Origin of the sequence: Pseudomonas sp. NPDC086251 (assembly GCF_044746405.1) — a bacterium.
Lineage (GTDB): Bacteria > Pseudomonadota > Gammaproteobacteria > Pseudomonadales > Pseudomonadaceae > Aquipseudomonas.
Map to the genome: position 1 here is coordinate 1 of NZ_JBIVBY010000014.1, position 21,308 is coordinate 21,308.

A 21,308-nucleotide genomic window follows, 5' to 3' on the forward strand; every position below is an offset into this window, starting at 1 on the left:
CCGCCCCCGGCCATGGATGGCCGATGGCGGCGGGCCCACGGAGCAGGACCGGAGCGAGGGCATGCCGAGCCTAAGCGAGGCACCGAACGAAAGGGGCAAAAGCGCTTGGTTACTTGGCGCTTTTCCAAGTAACCCGCCGTAAGGGCGGAACCAATAGCCGCCATTACCGAATAACGGATATACACCCAACCTCAATCAATCCCGACAAATCCTCCCGTCTGATGCTGCCACAACCGCGCATACAACCCGCCATGCGCCAGCAACTCAGCATGACTGCCCGTCTCGGCAATCCTGCCTTTCTCCAGCACCACCAACCGATCCATCCGGGCAATGGTCGAAAGACGGTGCGCGATGGCGATCACCGTCTTACCCTGCATCAACGTTTCCAGGCTCTCCTGAATAGCCGCTTCAACCTCCGAATCCAGTGCCGACGTCGCCTCGTCCATAATCAGAATCGGCGCGTCCTTGAGCAGTACACGAGCAATGGCAATCCGCTGCCGCTGGCCCCCGGACAGTTTCACCCCACGTTCACCCACGTGAGCATCAAAACCGGTCCGGCCTTCAGCGTCCGACAACAACGGAATAAATTCGTCGGCCCGAGCCTTGTGCACCGCTTCCCACAGTTCGAGGTCGGTGGCATCAGGTTTGCCGTACAACAAATTGTCGCGGATCGAACGGTGCAACAGCGAAGTGTCCTGGGTGATCATGCCAATGCGTTCACGCAAGCTTTCCTGACCGACTTCGGCAATGTTCTGGCCGTCGATAAGAATGCGCCCGCCCTGCACGTCATACAGCCGCAACAGCAAATTCACCAAAGTCGATTTGCCGGCACCGGACGGCCCGATCAAGCCGATTTTCTCGCCAGGCTTAATCGTCAGGTTGAGGTCGCCAATGATCCCGCTCTTCTTGCCGTAGTGGAAATCCACATGCTCGAAACGCACTTCGCCACGGCTGACCGCCAGCGGTTTGGCCTGCTCGCGATCCGTCACGCTGACCGGTTGCGAAATGGTCTGCAAACCGTCCTGAACCATACCGATGTTTTCGAAAATACCCGTGACCACCCACATGATCCAGCCGGACATGTTGACGATACGGATCACCAGCCCCGTGGCCAGGGCAATGGCGCCCACGGTGATCAGCGACTGCGTCCACAGCCACAACGCCAGGCCGGTGGTGCCGACGATCAGCAAGCCGTTCATGCTGGTAATCACCACGTCCATGCTGGTGACCACCCGGCCTGCCAGTTGGGCTTTTTCGGTTTGCTCCTTGATCGCTTCACGCGCGTATTGCTGCTCGAAATTGGTGTGGGCGAACAGCTTCAGCGTGGTGATGTTGGTGTAGCCGTCGACGATCCGCCCCATCAGTTTTGAGCGCGCATCGGAAGACACCACCGAGCGCTCCTTGACCCGTGGCACGAAGTAATAGAGGGCGCTGATGAACGCAACGATCCAGGTCAGCAGCGGAATCATCAGGCGCCAGTCGGCCTCGGCGAACAGCACCAGCGAACTGATCGCGTAGATCAGCACGTGCCACAACGCATCAACCGCTTGCACGGCGGAATCGCGCAACGAGTTGCCGGTCTGCATGATGCGTTGGGCGATGCGCCCGGCGAAGTCGTTCTGGAAGAAATTCAGGCTCTGTTTGAGCACGTAACTGTGGTTCTGCCAGCGGATCATGCTGGTCATGCTGGGGCTCAGGGTCTGGTGCACCAGCAGGTCATGCAGGCCCACGAACACCGGGCGCAAAATCAGCGCCACCACGGCCATCCAGGCCAGTTCGATGCCGTGTTCCTTGAAGAAATTGACGTTCGGCGTGCCCTGGGCCAGGTCGATGATGCGGCTCAGGTAGCTGAACAGCGCCACTTCGATCAGCGCGCCAAACAGGCCGACGATCAGCAGGACGGCGAAACTTGGCCAGACCTGCTTCAAGTAATAGGTATAGAAGGGGAGAACCCGATCCGGCGGAGCCGCCGTCGGGGCATCGCGGAATATGTCGATCAGTTTCTCAAAACGGCGATAAAGCATCAGTTCTCCGCCCGCGTGCGGGCTCTCCTTTAAGCACAATGAGCGGTGCCGGGAAAACCGGCGCCGCTCAGAACTCCCTGTTCAGCTTAGTCTCAGTCGATGCGCTTGGCCGACTTGATGAACACCGGATCGGCCGGCACATCTTTCATGCCGCCACGAACGGTGGTTTGCGAGTTGACGATGATGTCCACCACGTCCATGCCTTTGACGACTTTGCCGAACACCGCATAACCGTCACCCTGGTCGAGGAAATCGTTGTCCTTGACGTTGATGAAGAACTGGCTGGTGGCCGAGTTAGGGTTTGAGGTACGGGCCATGGACAAGGTGCCACGGACGTTATGCAGGCCGTTTTTCGATTCGTTCGTGATTGGCGCTTTGGTATCTTTTTGCTGCATTTCCTTAGTGAAACCGCCGCCCTGGACCATGAAGCCCGGAATCACACGGTGGAAAATCGTGTTGTTGTAGAAGCCGCTGTCGACGTATTCAAGGAAGTTCTTGGTACTGATCGGCGCCTTGACCGGGTCCAGTTCGATTTCGATCTGACCATTGGTGGTGTCCAGCAGCACGTGCGGCGCCTTGGCGGGCGTGGCGGCCATCAGGTTGGCGGCGAACAGAACGGAGCCAGCGACGAGGGCGATTTTTTTCAGCATGGGTCAGTGATCCTGAGTGTGGTGGTGTCGACTGCGGTGAGAAACTCGAGCAGGGTTTGGTTGAAGCGTTCGGGTTGATCCAGCGGGGTGGCGTGGCGCGAATCGGCGATCACCACCAGCCGCGCATCGGGCAGCAGTTTTACGTACGTCTCTTTCAGCGAGACCGGTGTGTAGTCACGGTCGGCGCTGACGATGAGGGTTGGACAGGAGACCTTCGAAAGTCGTTCCTGAACCCCCCACCCAACGATTGCATCGAAGCTGGCGAGATAAGCATGTTTGTCGTTTTTTGCCCAGCGCTCGGCCATTTTTTGTCGCAAATCCGCCTGTTCCGGTTTGGGGAACAACTTGCCTCCAAGGGCCGTGCCGATGGCGCCGAGACTGAGCACACGCGTCAGGCTCCAACGCTTGAACCACTGCCAATAGTCATCGCGGCTGCGCAGTTTGACCTCGGGCGCGCTGTTGACGATGCACAGGCTTTTGAGCAGTTGCGGCTGATCCACCGCCAGTTGAAAGCCGATCATGCCGCCCATCGAAAGCCCTACATAATGCGTCGGGCCGAGGTTCAAATGCTCCATCAGGGCGATCAGGTCGGCGCTGAACCCGGCGATGCTGTAACGCTCGCGGGGTTTGTCCGAGCGACCGTGGCCACGCACGTCCGGGACGATCACGCGGTAGTGGGCCGACAGCGCCGGAATCTGCTTTTCCCAGTCCAGGGTGCTGGAACCGAGCCCGTGGACGAGCAGCAACGGTGTGCCGTGGCCATATTCCTCATAGTGCAGGTTGCAACCTTCGTGTTCGAAATAGGCCATGCATACACTCCGTGTCAGGCTTGTTCAGGGGCGGCGAAAGGGGCATCCAGCGGCGCGGTGTCGAAGGTGCGCAGCAGTTCGATGAGAATCTGCGTGGCCGGGCCGAGCGGTTTTTCCTTGTTCGAATACAGGTAGAAGCTCGGGTTGCGACTGCCACCCTGATCCAACGGTAGCAGCTTGAGCGTACCTTCCTTGATTTCCCGTTCGATCATGTGCCGAGGCAACCAGGCAAAACCCAGGCCGCTGCTGACAAACGTCGCGGCGGTGGCCAGGCTGCCCACCGTCCAGCGCTGTTCGGCGCCGAGCCAGCCGACATCCCGTGGCTGTTGCCGGCCGGAGTCGCGGATCACTACTTGCAGCTGGCTTTCCAGGTCCTGGAAGTTCAGTTCGCGGTTGAGGCGATGTAGCGGATGTTCGGGGTGGGCGACCGCCACGAACTCGACGTCGCTCAATTCCGCGCCCAGATAACCGGGAATGCTGAAACCGCTGATGGCCAGGTCGGCCACGCCTTCAAGCAAGACTTCTTCCACACCCGACAACACTTCTTCGCGCAGACGCACCCGGCAGCCACGGCTTTGCGGCATGAACGCGGTCAACGCGCGGACGAGGCGGGCGCTCGGGTACGCGGCATCGACCACCAGCCGCACCTCGGCTTCCCAGCCCTGTTCCATGTGATGGGCCAGGTCTTCCAGCTGGCTGGCCTGTTTCACCAGTTGCCGCGAGCGGCGCAGCAGCACGCCGCCGGCTTCGGTGAGCACCGCTTTGCGGCCGTCGATGCGCAGCAGTGGCACACCGAGCTGGTCCTGCATGCGCGCCACGGTGTAGCTGACTGATGATTGCGAGCGGTGCAGCGCTTCGGCGGCCTGGGCGAAACCACCGTGGTCGACCACGGCCTGAAGCGTTCGCCATTGATCAAGGGTCACGCGGGGCGCTTTCATGTATAGCTCCTCTTGTCCTAAAGTGGCGGTCCCTATTGGAGACTGCTGAATGAAAAAATTCTGTTGTTTGGTGCTGCTGGCGATAGTGCCGCTGACGGCGTTTGCCTATCCGATCGATGTGGAGAAGAATCTCAACGGCATGAAGATCGACTACAACACCTATGACACGGACAACGACATCGGCTCCATTCAGGTCAACAACTACGGCGACACCGATGCAAGCTGCAAAGTAGTCTTCAGCAATGGCCCGGAAGCACCGCGCACTCGCAATATCGAGGTAGCGGCCGGCAAGCACAAAAATGCCACCGCCAAGTTCACCCGCTCCATTATCAAGCTGCGGATCAAACTGACCTGCACCCCAATATGACTGAAAGTGGAGCCATCCAACGGGATACGCTCCGCTTATAAACGAATTTATTGATGGGTTATAGCAGTTATTTGCGCTTTTTCATCGATATGACTCTGTTTAACCTTCACTCCATCGACTTACAACATTCTCAGATGGAGCCTACATCCCATGTCACGCGTTCTGATCATCGAAAGCAGCGCCCGTCAGCAAGACTCGGTTTCCCGTCAACTGACCAAGACCTTCATCAGCCAGTGGAAAGCCGCTCACCCGGCCGACCAGATCACCGTTCGTGACCTGGCCGTCAACCCGGTGCCGCACCTGGATATCAACCTGCTGGGCGGCTGGATGAAACCCGCCGAACAGCGTAACGACATTGAACAGGTTTCCCTGGAGCGCTCCAACCAATTGACTGACGAGCTGCTGGCCGCCGATGTGCTGGTCATGGCCGCGCCGATGTACAACTTCGCCATCCCGAGCACCTTGAAAGCCTGGCTCGACCACGTACTGCGTGCCGGCGTGACCTTCAAGTACACCGACACCGGCCCTCAGGGTTTGCTCAGCGGCAAGCGTGCCTACGTGCTGACCGCTCGCGGCGGGATCTACGCCGGCAGCACGGCGGATCACCAGGAACCCTACCTGCGTCAGGTCATGGGTTTCATCGGAATCCACGACGTGACGTTCATTCACGCCGAAGGCATGAACCTGGGCGGTGACTTCCAGGAGAAAGGCCTGAACCAGGCCAACGCCAAGCTTTCGCAAGTCGCTTGAGGCGTTAATCGCCAGATAATCGCTGGATGTTCAAGTGACCTGGCGCAACCCTTCAAGCCTGTACGCGCATCGACCTCCCTTTGCACTTGTTGCTCCTGAGTGCTGTAGCCCGATTGAACGCTTTAGCGAGATCGGGCTTTTTTTTGCCTGCGATTTACTGGACAGGACAAGGACCTGTAGGAGCCGAGCTTGCTCGCGAAGGCGGTGTGTCAGCCAACATCAATGCTGCATGTGACATCGCCTTCGCGAGCAAGCTCGGCTCCTACAGGGGGCGGTGTGTTCTCGCGATCACAGGCAAAACCCGCTATCGTCGCCGCCATTCGAAACGAGGCGAGCATGGGCTATCTACTTTTTGTCACGCTGATCCAGGCGTTTTCCTTCAGTCTGATCGGCGAATACCTGGCCGGTCATGTCGACAGTTACTTCGCGGTGCTGGTGCGGGTGCTGCTGGCGGGGTTGGTGTTTATACCGCTGACCCGCTGGCGTCAGGTCGAGCCGGCGTTCATGCGTGGCATGCTGCTGATCGGCGCATTGCAATTCGGTGTCACGTACGTTTGCCTGTACCTGAGTTTTCGCGTGCTGACGGTGCCGGAAGTGTTGCTGTTCACCATCCTCACGCCGTTGCACGTGACCCTGATCGAAGATGCGCTGAACCGGCGCTTCAATCCCTGGGCGCTGGTTGCGGCACTGGTGGCGGTGATGGGCGCGGCGGTGATTCGCTACGACCGGATCAACCCGGATTTCTTCATGGGCTTCCTGCTGCTGCAACTGGCCAACTTCACCTACGCCGCCGGGCAAGTGCTCTATAAACACTTGGTGGCCCGCCATCCGAGCGACCTGCCGCATTACCGGCGCTTCGGCTACTTCTACCTCGGCGCCTTGGCGGTGGCGTTGCCAGCGTTTCTGCTGTTCGGCAAACAGAACTTCCTGCCCGAAGCACCGCTGCAATGGGGCGTGCTGGTGTTCCTCGGCCTGGTCTCGACGGCGCTGGGTTTGTACTGGTGGAACAAGGGCGCGTGCCTGGTGAATGGCGGGACGCTGGCGGTGATGAACAACCTGCACGTGCCGGTGGGATTGTTGATCAATCTGCTGATCTGGAATCAGCATGAGGAACTGGGGCGGTTGTTGCTCGGTGGTTCGGTGATATTGATGGCGGTGTGGATCAGCCGGCTGGGCATCCGTAAATCCCCAGCCACCGCATAACCCCTGTGGGAGCCAGCCTGCTGGCGATAGCGGAGTGTCAGTCGATATAGAGGTGACTGATACACCGCAATCGCTAGCAGGCTAGCTCCCACATTGGATTTTGTGGTGCTACATGATGTGTTTTTCGGGCTCGGGAATGTGGCTCGCGCCCAGTACCGCCGGCAACAACCCGGCGCGCAAATCCCCGCCGCTGGGCTGCTGATAAAGGCTCAAGCCAAACTCCGGCAGCACCGCCAGCAGGTAATCGAAAATATCCCCCTGAATCCGCTCGTAATCGGCCCACACGGTGGTGCCGGTGAAGCAGTAGATTTCCAGCGGAATGCCCTGGGCGGTGGTCTGCATCTGACGGACCATGCAGGTCATGTTTGGCTGGATCTCCGGGTGACTCTTCAAATACGCCAGGGCATAGGCGCGAAACGTCCCGATATTGGTCATCCGTCGACGGTTGGCCGACATCGCCGCGACGTTGCCCTGGGCTTCGTTCCAGGCCTTGAGCTCGGCCTGTTTGCGGCTGATGTAGTCGGTCAACAGGTGCACCTGGGCCAGTTTCGATTCTTCGTCATCGCGCACGAAACGCACGCCGCTGGCGTCGATGAACAGGCTGCGCTTGATCCGGCGCCCTCCAGACTGCTGCATGCCGCGCCAGTTCTTGAACGATTCGGACATCAGGCGCCAGGTCGGTATCGACACAATGGTCTTATCAAAATTCTGCACCTTGACCGTGTGCAACGTGATGTCGACCACATCACCGTCAGCGCCCACCTGCGGCATCTCGATCCAGTCACCGACCCTCAGCATGTCGTTGCTGGTCAGCTGCACGCTGGCGACGAACGACAGCAGCGTGTCCTTGTAGACCAACAAAATCACCGCCGACATCGCGCCCAGACCCGACAACAGCAACAGCGGCGAGCGGTCGATCAGCGTGGCGACGATGATGATCGCGCCAAACACGTACAGGACCATTTTTGCCAGTTGCACGTAGCCTTTGATCGAGCGGGTGCGGGCGTGTTCGGTGCGCGCGTAGATGTCCAGCAGGGCGCTGAGCAAGGCGCTGATAGCCAGCACCAGAAACAGAATGGTGAACGCCAGCGCCACATTGCCGAGAAAGATCAGGCTGTTTTTGCTCAGTTCCGGCACCAGGTGCAGGCCGAACTGGATCACCAGCGACGGCGTCATCTGCGCCAGCCGATGAAAGACCTTGTTCTGCCGAAAGTCGTTGATCCAGTGCAGGGCCGGCTGGCGGCCGAGCAGTTTGGTGGCGTGCAGGATCAGGTAGCGCGCCACTCGTCCGAGGACCAGCGCAATCACCAGCAACACCATCAGCGCGAGGGTGGAATGCAGGAGCGGGTGCTGATCGAGGGCACCCCAAAGGTCTTGGACGTTGAGCCAGAGCTGTTTGATATCCATGGGCAAAAACGGTTCTTCTGTAGGACGCGACGGGGCGATTAGAGCATTTAAGACGCTTCGTATTACGTTCGGGGACAAATCAGGCAACAAAAAAGCCACTGTTTCACGCCGTTTGTATAAAGAAACTCGGCCTTGGCGCTCGAAACCGTTACCCTATGCAGCTGTTTTTTTGTATTTCTTCGAGGTAGCACCCGTGTTTTCCCAATTCGCCCTGCACGAACGCCTGCTCAAAGCCGTGGCCGAGCTTAAATTTGTCGAGCCAACGCCTGTGCAAGCAGCGGCTATTCCGCTGGCGCTCCAAGGGCGTGACCTGCGGGTGACAGCGCAAACCGGTAGCGGCAAAACCGCAGCCTTCGTTTTGCCGATCCTCAACCGCTTGATCGGCCCTGCGAAAGTCCGCGTCAGCATCAAGACCCTGATCCTGCTGCCGACCCGCGAGCTGGCCCAGCAGACCATCAAGGAAGTCGAGCGCTTCGCTCAGTACACGTTCATCAAGTCCGGCCTGATCACCGGCGGTGAAGACTTCAAGGTCCAGGCCGCCATGCTGCGCAAGGTGCCGGACATCCTGATCGGTACGCCGGGCCGGATGATCGAGCAACTGAACGCCGGCAACCTCGACCTGAAAGAAGTCGAAGTGCTGGTCCTCGACGAAGCCGACCGCATGCTCGACATGGGTTTTGCCGAAGACGTGCAGCGTCTGGTGGCAGAGTGCACCAACCGTCAGCAGACCATGCTGTTCTCCGCCACCACCGGTGGTTCGGGCCTGCGCGAGATGGTCGCCAAGGTGCTGAACGACCCTGAGCACTTGCAGCTCAACAACGTCAGCGACCTGAACGCGACCACCCGTCAGCAGATCATCACCGCTGACCACAACCAGCACAAAGAACAGATCGTCAACTGGCTGCTGGCCAACGAGACCTATCAGAAGGCCATCGTGTTCACCAACACCCGGGCCATGGCGGACCGTATCTACGGCCGTCTGGTGGCGCAGGAATACAAAGCGTTCGTGCTGCACGGTGACAAGGACCAGAAAGACCGCAAACTGGCCATCGACCGCCTGAAGCAGGGCGGCGTGAAGATCCTGGTCGCCACCGATGTCGCGGCTCGCGGCCTGGACGTGGATGGCCTGGACCTGGTGATCAACTTCGACATGCCGCGCAGCGGCGACGAATACGTTCACCGCATCGGTCGTACTGGCCGCGCCGGTAACGACGGCCTGGCCATCTCGCTGATCTGCCACGGCGACTGGAACCTGATGTCGAGCGTCGAGCGCTACCTCAAGCAGAGCTTCGAGCGCCGCACCATCAAGGAAGTCAAAGGCACTTACGGCGGACCGAAAAAGGTCAAGGCCTCGGGCAAAGCCGTTGGCGTGAAGAAGAAAAAGGTCGACGCCAAGGGCGACAAGAAGAAAACCGGCGCCAAGGCCCCGACCAAGCGCAAGATCGCCAACCGCCCGAAGACCGACGCCCTGTCGCTGGTCAGCAAGGACGGCATGGCCCCGCTCAAGCGCCGCAAGCCGGAAGCGCCGGCTGCTGAGTAAGGCGCTGTAGCGATCCCATAAAAAAACCGGACTGATGTCCGGTTTTTTTATGGCAAAAGATCGCAGCCTCGTTTTACTCGACAGCTCCTACAGTTGGAATGCGTATCCCCTTGTAGGAGCTGTCGAGTGCAACGAGGCTGCGATCTTTTGACTTTGCGTGTTTAACCCTCAGCCTTCTTCTCGGCCACCCCCAATTCCTTCAACCGCTGATCAATCAACTGGCACTTGTCCGGCAAATCCTTACTGGCCGTCCCCAGATCCATCTTCTGTAACTCAGCGTTGATCTCCTTGGCCTTCGCCGGATTCTGCTCGGTGAGCTTGGTCACTTCCTTGGCCAGTTGTTCGCGCTTGGCGGTGGCTTCCTCGGGCGTACAGGCCCAAACGGGCAGGGCGCAGGCGAGGGTGGTGGCGAGGGTGAGTTTCAGCAGGGTTTTCATAAGGGTGGGCCTCAGTTCCGGTTAAGGCGGGTTATCCGGTTGAGGGTTGGGACAGGGGAAAAGTTCAGTGACGGGGTAAGCGGTGTTGGATGTTAGTCAGCCTTCGCGAGCAAGCCCGCTCCCACATTTGACCGAGTTGCTGGATAGCATGCGGTCAAATGTGGGAGCGGGCTTGCTCGCGAAGGTCGCGACCCGGTCCCTACGGCCTATCAACCATGGCAGCAGCTGGCCGGGGCTTTGTCATCATATCGGTCGTGATGCTGCACCCATTCCATGATTTCCACTTCATTACGGCCCTTGGGCGTGAGATCGAGGTAGTTGTAGGCACCGACCAACATGTCCAGGCCTCGGGCATACGTGGAATAGGTGTGGAAAATCTCACCGGCTTCATTGCGATAAAACACGCTGAGGCCAGGCAGTTCCTCCTCCGAGCCGTCGGTTTTTTCATAGTTGTAGGTCGCCGTACCGGCCGCCACGTCTTCTGCGCGTGCCGAAACGCCGAAGTCATAGTTGAAGTCGCAGCCTGCCGACGACACCCAGTCGAATTTCCAGCCCATGCGCCGCTTGAACGCCTGGAATTCGGCAAACGGTGCGTGGGAAACCGCCACGACCGCGACGTCATGATGCGCCAGGTGCTGGTTGGCGCCGTCGATGTGGTCGGAGAGGAACGAGCAACCGGGGCAACCTTCGTCCCAGCCATCGGCAAACATGAAGTGGTAGATCACCAATTGGCTGCGACCGCCGAACAGATCGGCCAGTTTCAGTTCACCGTTAGGGCCCTGGAAGCGGTAGTCCTTATCGATCTTCACCCAAGGCAAGGCGCGGCGTTCGGCGCTGAGTTTGTCGCGTTCCCGGGTGAAGGCCTTTTCGTGGGCCAGGTGTTGCTTGCGGGCGGCGAGCCATTCTTCTCGGGACACGACGGGATGATTCTGAATGTTCATCGGGATTCTCCTGCAAAGTGCGGGGAGGTGGCTTACACAGCCTAGTCGTTTGACATGTGCCCAATTCGACATACCGCCGGTCGGTGCTGTTCAAAACCCAAGCTGAACGGCTGCCCACGGCGTCGGTCACAACCTATGAAGGCCATCTCTCTCACGGGTACCGGAGGTTGAATCAGGATGACGACTTATAACTGGGATTTGATTGAGCGGTTGCTGCACGAGGTGCAGAACGGTGCAAGCAGCTTCACCCCACGGCCCTACGCCGAGCAGTACGCGGCGGAGAAAGCGTCGGAAGGCGAGGAGACTGAAAACCTGGATCACCTGAAAGCGGTGGCCGGCGAGTACGAAAAATTACTGCTGGAGCGCGGTTATATCGAACCACGGCCCGAGGAACAGGGTGGCACCGGTTCGAACTACATTTTGACGCCACGGGGCTCGAGCTTATTGAGCCTGATCGACAGCAGCATTCCGGGTAATGACCATCCGCGGCAGGTACTGGATGAGCAGGAGGATGCGCTGGATGAAGTGACGTTTGATCAGGTGGCGTCGAAGGCGCAGATTGCCTGAAACGCACATGTTCAATGTGGGAGCGGGCTTGCTCGCGAAAGCGGCGTAACAGTCGACATAAATGTTGAATGTTGAACCGCTTTCGCGAGCAAGCCCGCTCCCACATTGGATTGTTGTTGCCTGATTAAACTTGCTTGGCCGCTTTCAAACACTTCAAATCGTTGAAATCCTTGCGCACGCCTTCGATTTTTTTCAGCAGCCGCTGACGTTGTTCCGGTGTGCTCTCGGCCATCAAATCCACAAACAATCCCCGCGCCTGGGCTTCGGTATTGGCGTAGGCCTGTCGGTAAGCGGACGTCCACAAACTCTCGCGATTGACCAGAAGCGTCTCGATTCGCTGTGGGAACTCTGGACTATGGCGCTGGGCAACCGCTGCACTGAACTGCTTTTGCCAATGGGCGCGGTTGGCAATCCATTGGGTATTCTGGTCGCCCAAGGCGCTCGACCACGCCGCAATTCGGAGTCGCTGGGTGGCGCTGAGCGGGCCCAGCCAGTCGGCCAGGCGCTTTTCCATACGCTCACCGCGCTGCTTGATCTGCTGATCAAGCGACGGTTTGACGTAGTCCTCCTGGCGTTTGCGCTGGTCCTTGGCGAAGGCGTCATTCATCTCCGCCACTTGCTTGTCATCCAGGCCCTGCAGCAACTCGATCGCCGATGGGGTGATTTCCCGCGCAGTCTGGGCGATGGCGGCTTTGGCTTCCTGAGTGCGGGTTTGCAGGGCCGCGTCGGTGACCTGATTGGTTTCCACCATCACCTGCAAGCGGTCCAGCCAGTCGAGGTAGCCCGGCAGTTGCGTGGTGCAGTGCCAGCTCAGGTGCTCCTTGAGACGCTCATTGAACCAGCCTTTCTGCTCGCCGTTCATGTCCAGGTAATCGCTGAGCGTCCACGGGATGATCACGTCGAGGTTGCGATAAGCCAGGCCCACGCGGCTGCACGCGCCGAGCGCAAGACTGAGGGAGAGGATGACGGCGAGACATTTCAACCAGCGCGACATGGGCGAGTCCTTGCGAAAGCGTAGGTTCTCATGTGAACGCACAATGATCCCGGCAGTTCAGCCGATCAATAAAAGGCGCGTTCGGCCTTGAGGGTTACCAGCCCGTCGCACTGGCTGTTGTGCCCGGAATAGGCGGAACAGTCGCTGCCGCTGAGGCTGGAACCACTGTAGATCAGGTCCAGGTCGACGCCCATGAACGGACGGGAAAATTGCACCGACCAATCGGTGAAACTGCCGACATAGCCGCCATCGACGGACACCGGCGTATTGAGCTGATGTGTGGTGTATTTCATGCTGATCCCGATGCCGAACGGCTGATTGCCACCGAGGTCGGCGAACACGGTGCTGTTCTGTTTGTCGGGGTCGTTACTGAACGCGGCGCCGAAACGGCTGCCCAGAAAGGTCAGGCCACCGAAAAGCTCCTGGCTGTCGAGGGTCTCCACCTTCGGGTAGCTGTAACGGATCATGCCGACTTCGTAGCCGAGGGTATTGTCGAAAGGCTGTTTAAAGCCCATGTAGGAGTCGACTTCAAGGTTGGCCCCTGGCGTCAGCCCCATGCTCGGTGCCCACTGGCCCACGTAGAAGCCGCTTTCATGGCTCAGGTCGAGGCCACCGTGGAACGAGCCGGTGCTGGAGGGTTTGACCAGCCCTTGGGCCATGCTGCGGCTGGGCGTGGTGCCGAGTTTGAGATCGAAGTCGCCCAGTTCACGCTGGAAGATTTGCGCGTTGGCGATCGAACACGACAGCAGGGCAACGAGCAATACAAGAGAGGATTTGAGCATGCGTCACTCCATTGACAGCGAGGCGCAGGTTGCGAAACCTGCCAAAACGCTTGATCTAGACGTGTGCAAGCATACCGGCGAATGCTCGGCATCGAGGGCCGTTCGTCGATTTTTGAAATATTGATGTGTTTGGCGGGGTATTACGGGAGGGTTCCAGCCCAAGCGCTTCGAAGCTCAAAGCGCTTATGGACCAGGTAACGCGGGGGATCTGGTAAAGCGTTACTTCTTGCCTAGCGTGATCTGCTTGGACGGGCCGAATGTCTGGCCGCTGACGCCTTTGGCAATTTGCTGGATCTCGCCACCGGACTTGAGGAACGCAGCAATCTGGTTGTTGATCGATTCGCTGGTTTCAACGGCTGGAGCTGGCTTTGCTTTGCTGTTGGATGCTTTTACACGCATGGCGGCCATTAACCTGTAGAAAATTAACTTGGCCAGGCATCGTACAGGAAATACTTGACAATTGCTTGGCAAATATCTCCCTGAAATAGCGTGCGCCGCACTTGATTAATCACCTCTAATTGTTCGAGTTATCTGGCTAAGCTGCTGTTTTAAATAAGAACACCTGCCAGGAAAAAGCATAAGCAGCTCGCCGAGGTCGTGCCAGGGGAGCCGGATCGGTCTGACGAGTGGCCGCGAGCCCAAGGAGAAAATCCAGGAAAATTAAGGCCTTCAGCGGATTTTCCCGCGCCACCGGGCTGGCCACCAAACACCGCCGGCAAAACCGGGTAGAATGCCGCCCACGCAATGAGGGTATTGGAAATGGCTTTAGTCGGGCGCTACAACAGTTTGCAAGTGGTTAAACACACTAACTTCGGTTTATATCTGGACGGTGGCGCGGACGGCGAAATCCTCCTGCCTAATCGTTATATTCCCAAAGATATTCCCAGCGAAGATGAAGATTGGCTCAACGTTTTTGTTTATCTGGACAGCGATGACAAACTCATCGCAACTACCGAAAAGCCGAAAGTTCAGGTCGGTGAATTCGCCAGTTTGAAAGTCGTTGAAGTCAACAGCATCGGCGTGTTCCTGGATTGGGGTCTGCCGAAGGATCTGTTGCTGCCGTACTCCGAAGAAAAACGCCAGATGACCGCTGGCGAGTACGTGGTGGTGCACGTCTACCTCGACAAGCACACCCGCCGCATTACCGCGACAGCGCGCCTGGACCGTTACCTGGACAAGACCCCGGCCAACTACACCCCTGGCCAGGAAGTTGATTTGCTGGTGGCCGAAGCTACCGACATGGGCTTCAAGGCGATCATCAACAACAAGCACTGGGGCTTGATCCACAAGAACGAAATCTTCAAGTTCATGCGCGCTGGTAAAGAAGAGAAGGGCTTTATCAAAGAAGTCCGTGCCGACGGCAAGATCAGCCTGAGCCTGCAACCGGTCGGTGAAGAAGCCGCCACCAGCCTCAACTCAAAGATCCTCGCCAAGTTGCGCGACAACAACGGCACGCTGCCGGTCAGCGACAAGAGCGACCCGACGCTGATCAGCAGTATGTTCGGTGTCAGCAAGGGCAACTTCAAGAAGGCGATCGGTGCGCTGTACAAGAACGGCCAGATCGTCATTCATGCCGACCGCATTGAGCTGAGCTGACCGCTCACCGGCCACGGCCGGATGACGCTGATGGCGATTTAAAGGTCTCCCTCGGGCTCTTTTTTCTGGCCAAGTGGTTAATAATCGACAGCATGATTTTTTCGCCCCGGCGCCGTTTGTTCAACAAACAGGCCGGGGCTTTGCTTTTTACTGTCGAGTCACTGCCATGGATTGTGTTGTCGAGGTTGTCCGGTGAGCGCCGCCCGGCGTAGCGCCGATGGGTTTGCCTTGCAAGTGATGATCGGGTTGTGCCTGATCTGGGGTGTACAGCAGGTGATGATCAAGTGGGCGGCGCCAGACATCGCCCCGGTCATGCAGGCTGCCGGGCGGTCAGGCATTTCCGCGTTGCTTGTAGGATTGCTGATCTGCTGGAAGGGTGGTAGGGATCAAGTCTCAAGTACGTGGCGCGGCGGTTTGCTGGCCGGTGCACTGTTCGGCCTGGAGTTCTTCTTTATTTCCGAAGGCCTGCAACTGACCACGGCGGCGCACATGTCGGTGTTCCTCTACACCGCACCAATCTTTACCGCATTGGGCGTTCATTGGCTGTTGCCCAGCGAACGTTTACGGCCCGTCCAGTGGCTGGGCATTTTCCTCGCTTTCGTTGGGATCGCCATCGCGTTTGCCGGGGGCGTGTCGTGGGACAACCTCGATCACCGCATGTTGATGGGCGATGCGCTGGGCGTGCTGGCCGGCGCATCCTGGGGCGCGACCACGGTGGTGGTGCGCGCTTCGCGCCTGTCGGAAGCGCCGGTGACCCTGACTTTGTTCTATCAATTGATCATCGGCTTCGTCGGCCTGCTGTTGATCGCGATCGTCAGTGGTCAGGTCAGCCATGTCAGCCTGACCACCGTCGCGGTGGCCAGTGTGCTGTTTCAGGGCTTGGTGGTGTCGTTCTTCAGTTACCTGACGTGGTTCTGGCTGCTGCGCCGCTATCTGGCGGCGAACCTGGCGGTGTTCTCGTTCATGACGCCGCTGTTCGGCGTCACGTTTGGCGTGGTGCTGCTGGGCGAAAAGCTGAGCACAAATTTTGTGATCGGGGCGGTATTGGTGTTGCTCGGCATCACCTTTGTCAGCGCTGAGCAGTGGGTGCGCCGCCGTTTGCGCAAAGCGCTTGGCCAGGCCTGATAGGGCGGCTTGAACTAACGGTCAGGTATTTTGATCAATTCAGTAACAGATCATTGCGACTTTTGCCGAGCAATGCGTAGGACTTCCGACTATTATCAGTGCGAAGCGACTACAGAATTCCGGTCGCTCGGCACTACCCTGAAGGGGGCACCATGAAAGAGAAAATCCAAAACTGGCTGCACGACCTGGGTGTCGCACTCGGTTTGATCGAACCGCCTCTGCAACCTGTGCCTATTCGCACTGACGACGAACAACGCCGACGCCAGCAGCGCCGCCGGTAACCGCGACGCGGCCGATGGAGCAGCTGTAGCAGATGTAGCAGCTGCCGAGCGTGCGAGGCTGCGTTCGGCGGCGCAGCCGTCGCAAAGCCTGAGCGCGAGTTATTCCTGACACACCGCGTCGGCTGATTTTACGGCAGCTCCGCCGCCGAACGCAGCCTCGCGGGCTCGACAGCTGCTACAGGGAATTGCAGCGGTACAGGCAAACTCAATGCCGCCCAATCTCCAGCAAAAACCGGCTCAAGTCATTCGCCGTTCTCGCCGTCTTGAGCATCTGGTCTTCTTCGGCCGTAAACGCGGTCAACCCCAGCTCATCCTCCAGATGGAAGATCAGTTCTTCAATGTCTTTTTTATCCAATCCCAACTGCGCCAGGCTGGCGTTGTCGTCGAAGTCATCCCGACCCTCCAGCAGGCGGCTGATCAAGCGATGCACGGCGGCACGCACGGCGGCTTTTTTCATGGCGGTTCTTCGAGGGCGTTTTTGTTGTTTTCCCTGCTTCTGAGTACAGCAGGCTTCAGCCGTGCAGGCGCTGCCACTCGTCAATCATCGTGCGCAAATGTTCCCCGGAGAAACTCCCGAAATGCCCGCCATGCACCGTGCGGATCGGCAGCGCGTGCAAGCGTTGCAGGCTGCGGGCGTAATTGTCGAGGTTGGAGTGGTAGGCGTCTTCGATCAGTGGCCCGTCGTAGATGATGTCGCCGCTGAACAGCGTCTCGGTGGCGGCTTCGTACAAGCTGATGCCACCCGGCGAATGCCCCGGTGTGTGCAGCACTTGCAGCACCCGGTCACCCAGGTCCAGCACGTCACCTTCTTCAATCAAACCCGTAGCAGGCGCGGCCTTGACCCGATACTCGGCGTAGCACAACGGGCAATCGGGGTGCGCCTCGAACATATCGTCGCCGACGAACGCCGTGCTCAAGGTGTTTTCACCGTCCGGGGCGGCCAGGATCTGCGCTTCGGCCGGGTGCACCAGGCGTTCGGGAAATTCGTGATGCCCGGCGATGTGATCGAAATGGCAATGACTCGCCACCGCCACCAGCGGCCGCTCGGTGATCCACGGCAGTTGCTCGCGCAGGCTCACCAGCCCGGAACCGCTGTCCAGCAGCAGGTCCTTGTCGCGACCCTGGATGTGCCAGAGGTTGCAGCGATAAAAGGGCCGGATGTACGGCTCGTGAATCAGGCGGATGCCGTCGCTAAGCTGTTTGACCTCGAACCACTGGTCGCGAGAAACAATCTTCATCCAAGGTTTTCTCCAGGCGAAAAAAAACGGGTGTGGCAACCGACGCCACACCCGTCGAAGAAAGCATCAAGTCGTTATGTTCAGCTTAGGCGGCGCTGGCCACGGTTGCCGGGCGAGGGGACAGCAAGCTGACCACCACGAAGCTCACGAGGCCTACGGCGAGGCTGTAGTAGATCGGGGTGTTGGCGTCCATACCGTCCTTGATCATGAACAGCAGCGCGGTGGCAAAGCCCATGCCCATGCTGGCGATAGCGCCGGCGGTGGTTGCGCGTTTCCAGAAGATGGCACCGATCAGCGGGATCAGCATGCCGCCCACCAACAGGTTGTAGGCCAGGGTCAAGGCACTGATCACGTCGTTCACCACCAGCGCGATACCCAGCACGGCGATGCCGGTCAGCAGGGTGAACAGGCGGTTGATACCCAGGCTCGACTGCTTACCGCCGCGCAGTTTCGGCAGCAGGTCTTCGGTCAGGGTGGTGGCGGCGGCGAGCAGGCCGGCGCTGGCGGTGGACATCATGGCCGCCAGTGCGGCCGCGATTACCAGGCCACGAATACCGTCCGGCAGGGACAATTTGACGATGGCGGCGAACGCGTTGTTGACGTTGTCCAGGTCCGGGATCAGCACATGAGCGGCCATGCCGATCAGGGCGCAGGCCAGTCCGTAAACGATGCAGTAGATACCGGCAGCCGTACCGGCGACCTGAGCCACTTTGGCGCTCTTGACGGTGAACACACGCTGCCAGATATCCTGGCCGATCAGGATCCCGAAGAAGTAGATCATGAAGTAGGTGATGATGGTGTCCCAGCCAATCGTGGTGAAGCTGAAGGCGGTTGCCGGCAGTTTCAACACCAACTCATCCCAACCACCGACGCGGTACAGGCAGATTGGCAACAGGATGAACATCAGGCCCACGGTCTTGATGATGAACTGGACGATGTCGGTCAGGGTCAGGGACCACATGCCGCCGATCGCCGAGTAAATCACCACCACACCACCGCCGACCAATACCGACAGCCAGAACGGCAGGTCGAACAGCACTTGCAGCACGGTGCCGATTGCCAGGATCGAGACCACGCCGATCATCAGCGCATACGCCAGCATGATCACCGCGCTCGCCGAGCGGGCCATCGGGTTGTAGCGTTTCTCCAACACTTGGGTAACGGTGTAGATCTTCAGTTTCAGCAGCGGTTTGGCGAGGAACAGGTTCAGCGCCACGATCCCGCAACCCAGTGCGGCACACAGCCAGAAACCGGAGATGCCGTGGACGTAACCCAGACGCACGGTGCCGACGGTGGAAGCACCACCCAGAACGGTGGCGGCCATGGTGCCCATGTACAGGCTTGGACCGAGGTTACGACCGGCGACCAAAAAGTCTTCGTTGGTCTTGGCTTTGCGCATGCCGTAGTAGCCGAGTATCAGCATCGCGGCGGCGTAGATGAGTACGACGAATAAATCCAATGCCATGATGGCGTGTCTCCGATTGTCTTTTTTATGGTGAGGCTGAAATCAATCCCTGTGGTCTCTCAATCCCTGTAGGAGCAAGCGGTGCGGCGATCCGACTTGCCCGCGAAGGGGACGCCTCGGTCTGTCAGGCAGACCGCGTCATCGTTCTTCGCGGGCGAGCCTCGCTCCTACAGGTCATGTGTTGATCACAGGTAATGCGTTTAATCAGGCGACTTGTCGCACCGACGGTTTAGCGAGCGAATCCGTGCCCTTGCTGCGTGCATCGTTTGGGCCAAACACTTCCCGCGATTCCGGGAACAGGCTCAGCAGCGTCAGGTACACCAGCGAGGCCAGACCCAGGGTGACCGGCAGGCTGACATCGATGCCGCCAGCCAGATCGCCCAGCACACCGACAAACTGCCCCGGCAGGTTCACAAAGCACAGACCCACCAGTGCACTCGGGATCCAGGCACCCAGACCACGCCAGTTCCAGCCGTGCGTGAACCAGTAACGACCGCCTTTCTCGCCACGGGTGAAGACTTGCAGGTCATCCGGGCAGTAGAAACCGCGACGCACAACCAGGCCGATGATCATGATCACCATCCACGGGGTGGTGCAGGTGATGATCAGCACGGCGAAAGTCGACACGCTCTGCACCAGGTTCGCGGCGAAGCGTCCGATGAAGATGAACGCAATCGACATCACACCGATCAGCAGCGTCGCCTTGACCCGCGACAGCACGCGAGGGAACACGCTGGACATGTCCAGCCCGGTGCCATACAGCGAGGTGGTGCCGGTGGACATGCCGCCGATCACTGCAATCAGGCACACCGGCAGGAAGAACCAGCTCGGCGAGACAGCCAGCAGGCCGCCGACGTAGTTGTTGGCGGCGATGTAGTCCGGCGCCTTGATCGCTACGATAGTGGCGGTGGCGAGGCCGAACAGGAATGGGATAAAGGTCGCGACCTGCGAGATCACCACGGCCGCCATGATCCGGCCTTTTGGCGTTTCGCGGGGGATGTAGCGCGACCAGTCACCAAGGAACGCACCGAAGGAAATCGGGTTGCTCATGGCCACCAGCGCAGCACCGATAAAGGCGGCCCAGAAACCCGGTTGCCCCATGCTCACAGTGCCGGCGTAGTTCACATCGAAAGGACCGGCGAAGGCGAAGATGCCCAGCAGGAACAGCAGGCTGGCACTCCACACCGCGATCTTGTTGACCCACAGCAGGAAGCGGAAGCCATAAATGCACACGGTCAGCACCAGGATCGCGAACAGACCGTAGGCCAGGCCCAGGGTCAGGTCGGTTTCCGGCAGACCGATCAGGCGTTTCGCACCGCCGATCAGCGCATCACCCGAACTCCACACCGAGAGCGAGAAGAAGGCGATGGCGGTCAGTAGCGACAGGAACGAACCGACGATCCGCCCGTGCACGCCAAAGTGCGCACCGGAAGACACGGCGTTGTTGGTGCCGTTGATCGGACCGAACAGGCCCATCGGCGCGAGGATCAGCGAGCCCAGCAACACGCCCAGCACAATGGCGCAGACGCCGGCCTGAAAAGACAGGCCGAACAGGACCGGGAAGCTGCCGAGCACGGCGGTGGCAAAGGTGTTGGAACCGCCGAAGATCATCCGGAACAAATCCGTCGGGCCTGCGGTGCGTTCGCTGTCCGGGATCTGTTCGACCCCGTAGGTTTCGATTTGCGTAAGGCTTTGGTCTTTGTTGTTGTTATTCATGATCAGCTCCGATCATAAAGGCGCGCTCATCGTGCGTGAGCGTCACCTGTTTGGCTAAGGGGTTGGCAGCCCTTCCGGCAAGGCGGACAAGTGTTCGTGGCAGGCCAGCCATAGGCCTTGTTGTTCTTGGCCAGACGCTTGTTTCTTGAAAACAATCGTCTCGCGCTCCTGGCTGAAGTGTTGCTCCCCTTGCATGCGCAGCTCGGTGGCCACGTCATGAATGAAAATCGCCACGTCACCCTGCAGGCTGACGAAGGCGTTGCTCGAGGTGCACGAAAGCACCTCGAAGCCGTCCTCGGAACGCCAGGTGTCCCACAACGCCTGATAGGCATCGCGCGACAGCAGAGGCTGTTCGAGGGTGTAGAAGACGAAGCTGGCATCGGCGCTGAACGCGCCGAAGTAGGCTTCGCGATCGTTACGGGCGAAGGCGGAGACCAGATCGGCCGCCGCGTTCAAAACCTGATCATGTTCGGTCATG

At 59.1% G+C, this 21,308-nt stretch carries 22 protein-coding genes and 1 pseudogene; 8 read left to right on the top strand and 15 right to left on the bottom strand.

Features of this window, described 5'->3' with window-relative positions; translation table 11 throughout:
* Positions 1-191: 191 nt before the first annotated feature.
* The 4 genes and pseudogenes from ACIPL2_RS17690 to ACIPL2_RS17705 form a co-directional block, all read right to left on the bottom strand.
* A complete protein-coding gene (locus ACIPL2_RS17690) occupies positions 192-2,024 on the bottom strand; it encodes an ABC transporter ATP-binding protein (protein ID WP_401358237.1) in 1,833 nt (610 codons plus the stop codon).
* A 92-nt stretch (positions 2,025-2,116) separates the two neighbouring features.
* Complete coding sequence (locus ACIPL2_RS17695; RefSeq protein ID WP_401358238.1) at positions 2,117-2,674, bottom strand: peptidylprolyl isomerase; 558 nt, start codon at positions 2,672-2,674, stop codon at positions 2,117-2,119.
* 3 nt (positions 2,675-2,677) lie between these two features.
* A pseudogene (locus ACIPL2_RS17700) lies at positions 2,678-3,483 on the bottom strand (alpha/beta fold hydrolase).
* 14 nt (positions 3,484-3,497) lie between these two features.
* On the bottom strand, positions 3,498-4,421 hold the full coding sequence (locus ACIPL2_RS17705; protein WP_401358240.1) for a LysR family transcriptional regulator: 924 nt from the start codon (positions 4,419-4,421) through the stop codon (positions 3,498-3,500).
* A 49-nt stretch (positions 4,422-4,470) separates the two neighbouring features.
* Here ACIPL2_RS17705 and ACIPL2_RS17710 point away from each other — a divergent pair, with 49 nt between their 5' ends.
* From ACIPL2_RS17710 to ACIPL2_RS17720, 3 genes are all read left to right on the top strand, one after another.
* Entirely contained in the window at positions 4,471-4,788 is a 318-nt protein-coding gene (locus ACIPL2_RS17710) for a 3-phosphoglycerate kinase (RefSeq protein ID WP_401358241.1), read from the top strand.
* 150 nt (positions 4,789-4,938) lie between these two features.
* A complete protein-coding gene (locus tag ACIPL2_RS17715; protein ID WP_401358242.1) occupies positions 4,939-5,538 on the top strand; it encodes an FMN-dependent NADH-azoreductase in 600 nt (199 codons plus the stop codon).
* Between the two features lie 336 nt (positions 5,539-5,874).
* Positions 5,875-6,741 (top strand): carboxylate/amino acid/amine transporter, encoded by an 867-nt coding sequence (locus ACIPL2_RS17720; protein WP_401358243.1) that lies wholly within the window; start codon positions 5,875-5,877, stop codon positions 6,739-6,741.
* A 108-nt stretch (positions 6,742-6,849) separates the two neighbouring features.
* On the opposite strand, the gene ACIPL2_RS17725 is transcribed toward ACIPL2_RS17720, so the two are convergent.
* Positions 6,850-8,148: a mechanosensitive ion channel family protein gene (locus ACIPL2_RS17725; protein WP_401358244.1), complete on the bottom strand. Its 1,299-nt coding sequence runs from the start codon at positions 8,146-8,148 to the stop codon at positions 6,850-6,852.
* A gap of 193 nt (positions 8,149-8,341) precedes the next feature.
* On the opposite strand from ACIPL2_RS17725, the gene ACIPL2_RS17730 reads away from it, so the two are divergent.
* Positions 8,342-9,688 carry a DEAD/DEAH box helicase gene (locus ACIPL2_RS17730; protein ID WP_059404027.1) on the top strand — a complete coding sequence of 449 codons (1,347 nt, stop codon included), beginning with the start codon at positions 8,342-8,344 and terminating at the stop codon, positions 9,686-9,688.
* Positions 9,689-9,849: 161 nt separating this feature from the next.
* Here the strand turns inward: ACIPL2_RS17730 and ACIPL2_RS17735 are convergent, their stop codons facing one another.
* Together ACIPL2_RS17735 and ACIPL2_RS17740 are read right to left on the bottom strand one after the other, a co-directional pair.
* Positions 9,850-10,125: a hypothetical protein gene (locus tag ACIPL2_RS17735; RefSeq protein WP_401358246.1), complete on the bottom strand. Its 276-nt coding sequence runs from the start codon at positions 10,123-10,125 to the stop codon at positions 9,850-9,852.
* A 209-nt stretch (positions 10,126-10,334) separates the two neighbouring features.
* A complete protein-coding gene (locus ACIPL2_RS17740) occupies positions 10,335-11,066 on the bottom strand; it encodes a DUF899 domain-containing protein (protein ID WP_401358247.1) in 732 nt (243 codons plus the stop codon).
* A 177-nt stretch (positions 11,067-11,243) separates the two neighbouring features.
* Between ACIPL2_RS17740 and ACIPL2_RS17745 the strand changes: the two genes are divergently transcribed.
* The gene (locus ACIPL2_RS17745) at positions 11,244-11,633 is read left to right on the top strand and encodes a transcriptional regulator (protein WP_401358248.1); all 390 of its coding nucleotides are present in this window, start codon (positions 11,244-11,246) and stop codon (positions 11,631-11,633) included.
* A gap of 124 nt (positions 11,634-11,757) precedes the next feature.
* Here the strand turns inward: ACIPL2_RS17745 and ACIPL2_RS17750 are convergent, their stop codons facing one another.
* From ACIPL2_RS17750 to ACIPL2_RS17760, 3 genes are all read right to left on the bottom strand, one after another.
* Positions 11,758-12,627, bottom strand: coding sequence for a DUF6279 family lipoprotein (locus ACIPL2_RS17750; RefSeq protein ID WP_401358249.1), 870 nt, complete (start codon positions 12,625-12,627; stop codon positions 11,758-11,760).
* Between the two features lie 65 nt (positions 12,628-12,692).
* A complete protein-coding gene (locus tag ACIPL2_RS17755) occupies positions 12,693-13,409 on the bottom strand; it encodes a TorF family putative porin (protein WP_401358251.1) in 717 nt (238 codons plus the stop codon).
* Positions 13,410-13,628: 219 nt separating this feature from the next.
* Positions 13,629-13,817 carry a hypothetical protein gene (locus ACIPL2_RS17760; protein WP_017337097.1) on the bottom strand — a complete coding sequence of 63 codons (189 nt, stop codon included), beginning with the start codon at positions 13,815-13,817 and terminating at the stop codon, positions 13,629-13,631.
* A 351-nt stretch (positions 13,818-14,168) separates the two neighbouring features.
* Between ACIPL2_RS17760 and ACIPL2_RS17765 the strand changes: the two genes are divergently transcribed.
* The 3 genes from ACIPL2_RS17765 to ACIPL2_RS17775 all read left to right on the top strand — a co-directional run bounded on the left by ACIPL2_RS17765 (position 14,169) and on the right by ACIPL2_RS17775 (position 16,411).
* Positions 14,169-15,005, top strand: a complete 837-nt coding sequence (locus tag ACIPL2_RS17765) for a S1 RNA-binding domain-containing protein (protein ID WP_401358252.1) — start codon at positions 14,169-14,171, stop codon at positions 15,003-15,005.
* Positions 15,006-15,197: 192 nt separating this feature from the next.
* Entirely contained in the window at positions 15,198-16,130 is a 933-nt protein-coding gene (locus ACIPL2_RS17770) for a DMT family transporter (RefSeq protein WP_401358254.1), read from the top strand.
* Between the two features lie 152 nt (positions 16,131-16,282).
* Positions 16,283-16,411 (top strand): PA1414 family protein, encoded by a 129-nt coding sequence (locus ACIPL2_RS17775; RefSeq protein ID WP_007914492.1) that lies wholly within the window; start codon positions 16,283-16,285, stop codon positions 16,409-16,411.
* A gap of 205 nt (positions 16,412-16,616) precedes the next feature.
* Here ACIPL2_RS17775 and ACIPL2_RS17780 read toward each other — a convergent pair whose 3' ends face one another.
* From ACIPL2_RS17780 to ACIPL2_RS17800, 5 genes are all read right to left on the bottom strand, one after another.
* Positions 16,617-16,868, bottom strand: a complete 252-nt coding sequence (locus ACIPL2_RS17780) for an acyl carrier protein (RefSeq protein WP_401358256.1) — start codon at positions 16,866-16,868, stop codon at positions 16,617-16,619.
* Positions 16,869-16,923: 55 nt separating this feature from the next.
* Positions 16,924-17,649, bottom strand: coding sequence for an MBL fold metallo-hydrolase (locus tag ACIPL2_RS17785; protein WP_401358258.1), 726 nt, complete (start codon positions 17,647-17,649; stop codon positions 16,924-16,926).
* Positions 17,650-17,734: 85 nt separating this feature from the next.
* The gene (locus ACIPL2_RS17790) at positions 17,735-19,114 is read right to left on the bottom strand and encodes a sodium:solute symporter (RefSeq protein WP_401358260.1); all 1,380 of its coding nucleotides are present in this window, start codon (positions 19,112-19,114) and stop codon (positions 17,735-17,737) included.
* 204 nt (positions 19,115-19,318) lie between these two features.
* The gene (locus ACIPL2_RS17795) at positions 19,319-20,830 is read right to left on the bottom strand and encodes a purine-cytosine permease family protein (RefSeq protein WP_401358261.1); all 1,512 of its coding nucleotides are present in this window, start codon (positions 20,828-20,830) and stop codon (positions 19,319-19,321) included.
* Between the two features lie 54 nt (positions 20,831-20,884).
* Positions 20,885-21,307, bottom strand: coding sequence for a YybH family protein (locus ACIPL2_RS17800; RefSeq protein ID WP_401358263.1), 423 nt, complete (start codon positions 21,305-21,307; stop codon positions 20,885-20,887).
* Between the last annotated feature and the right edge of the window lies 1 nt (position 21,308).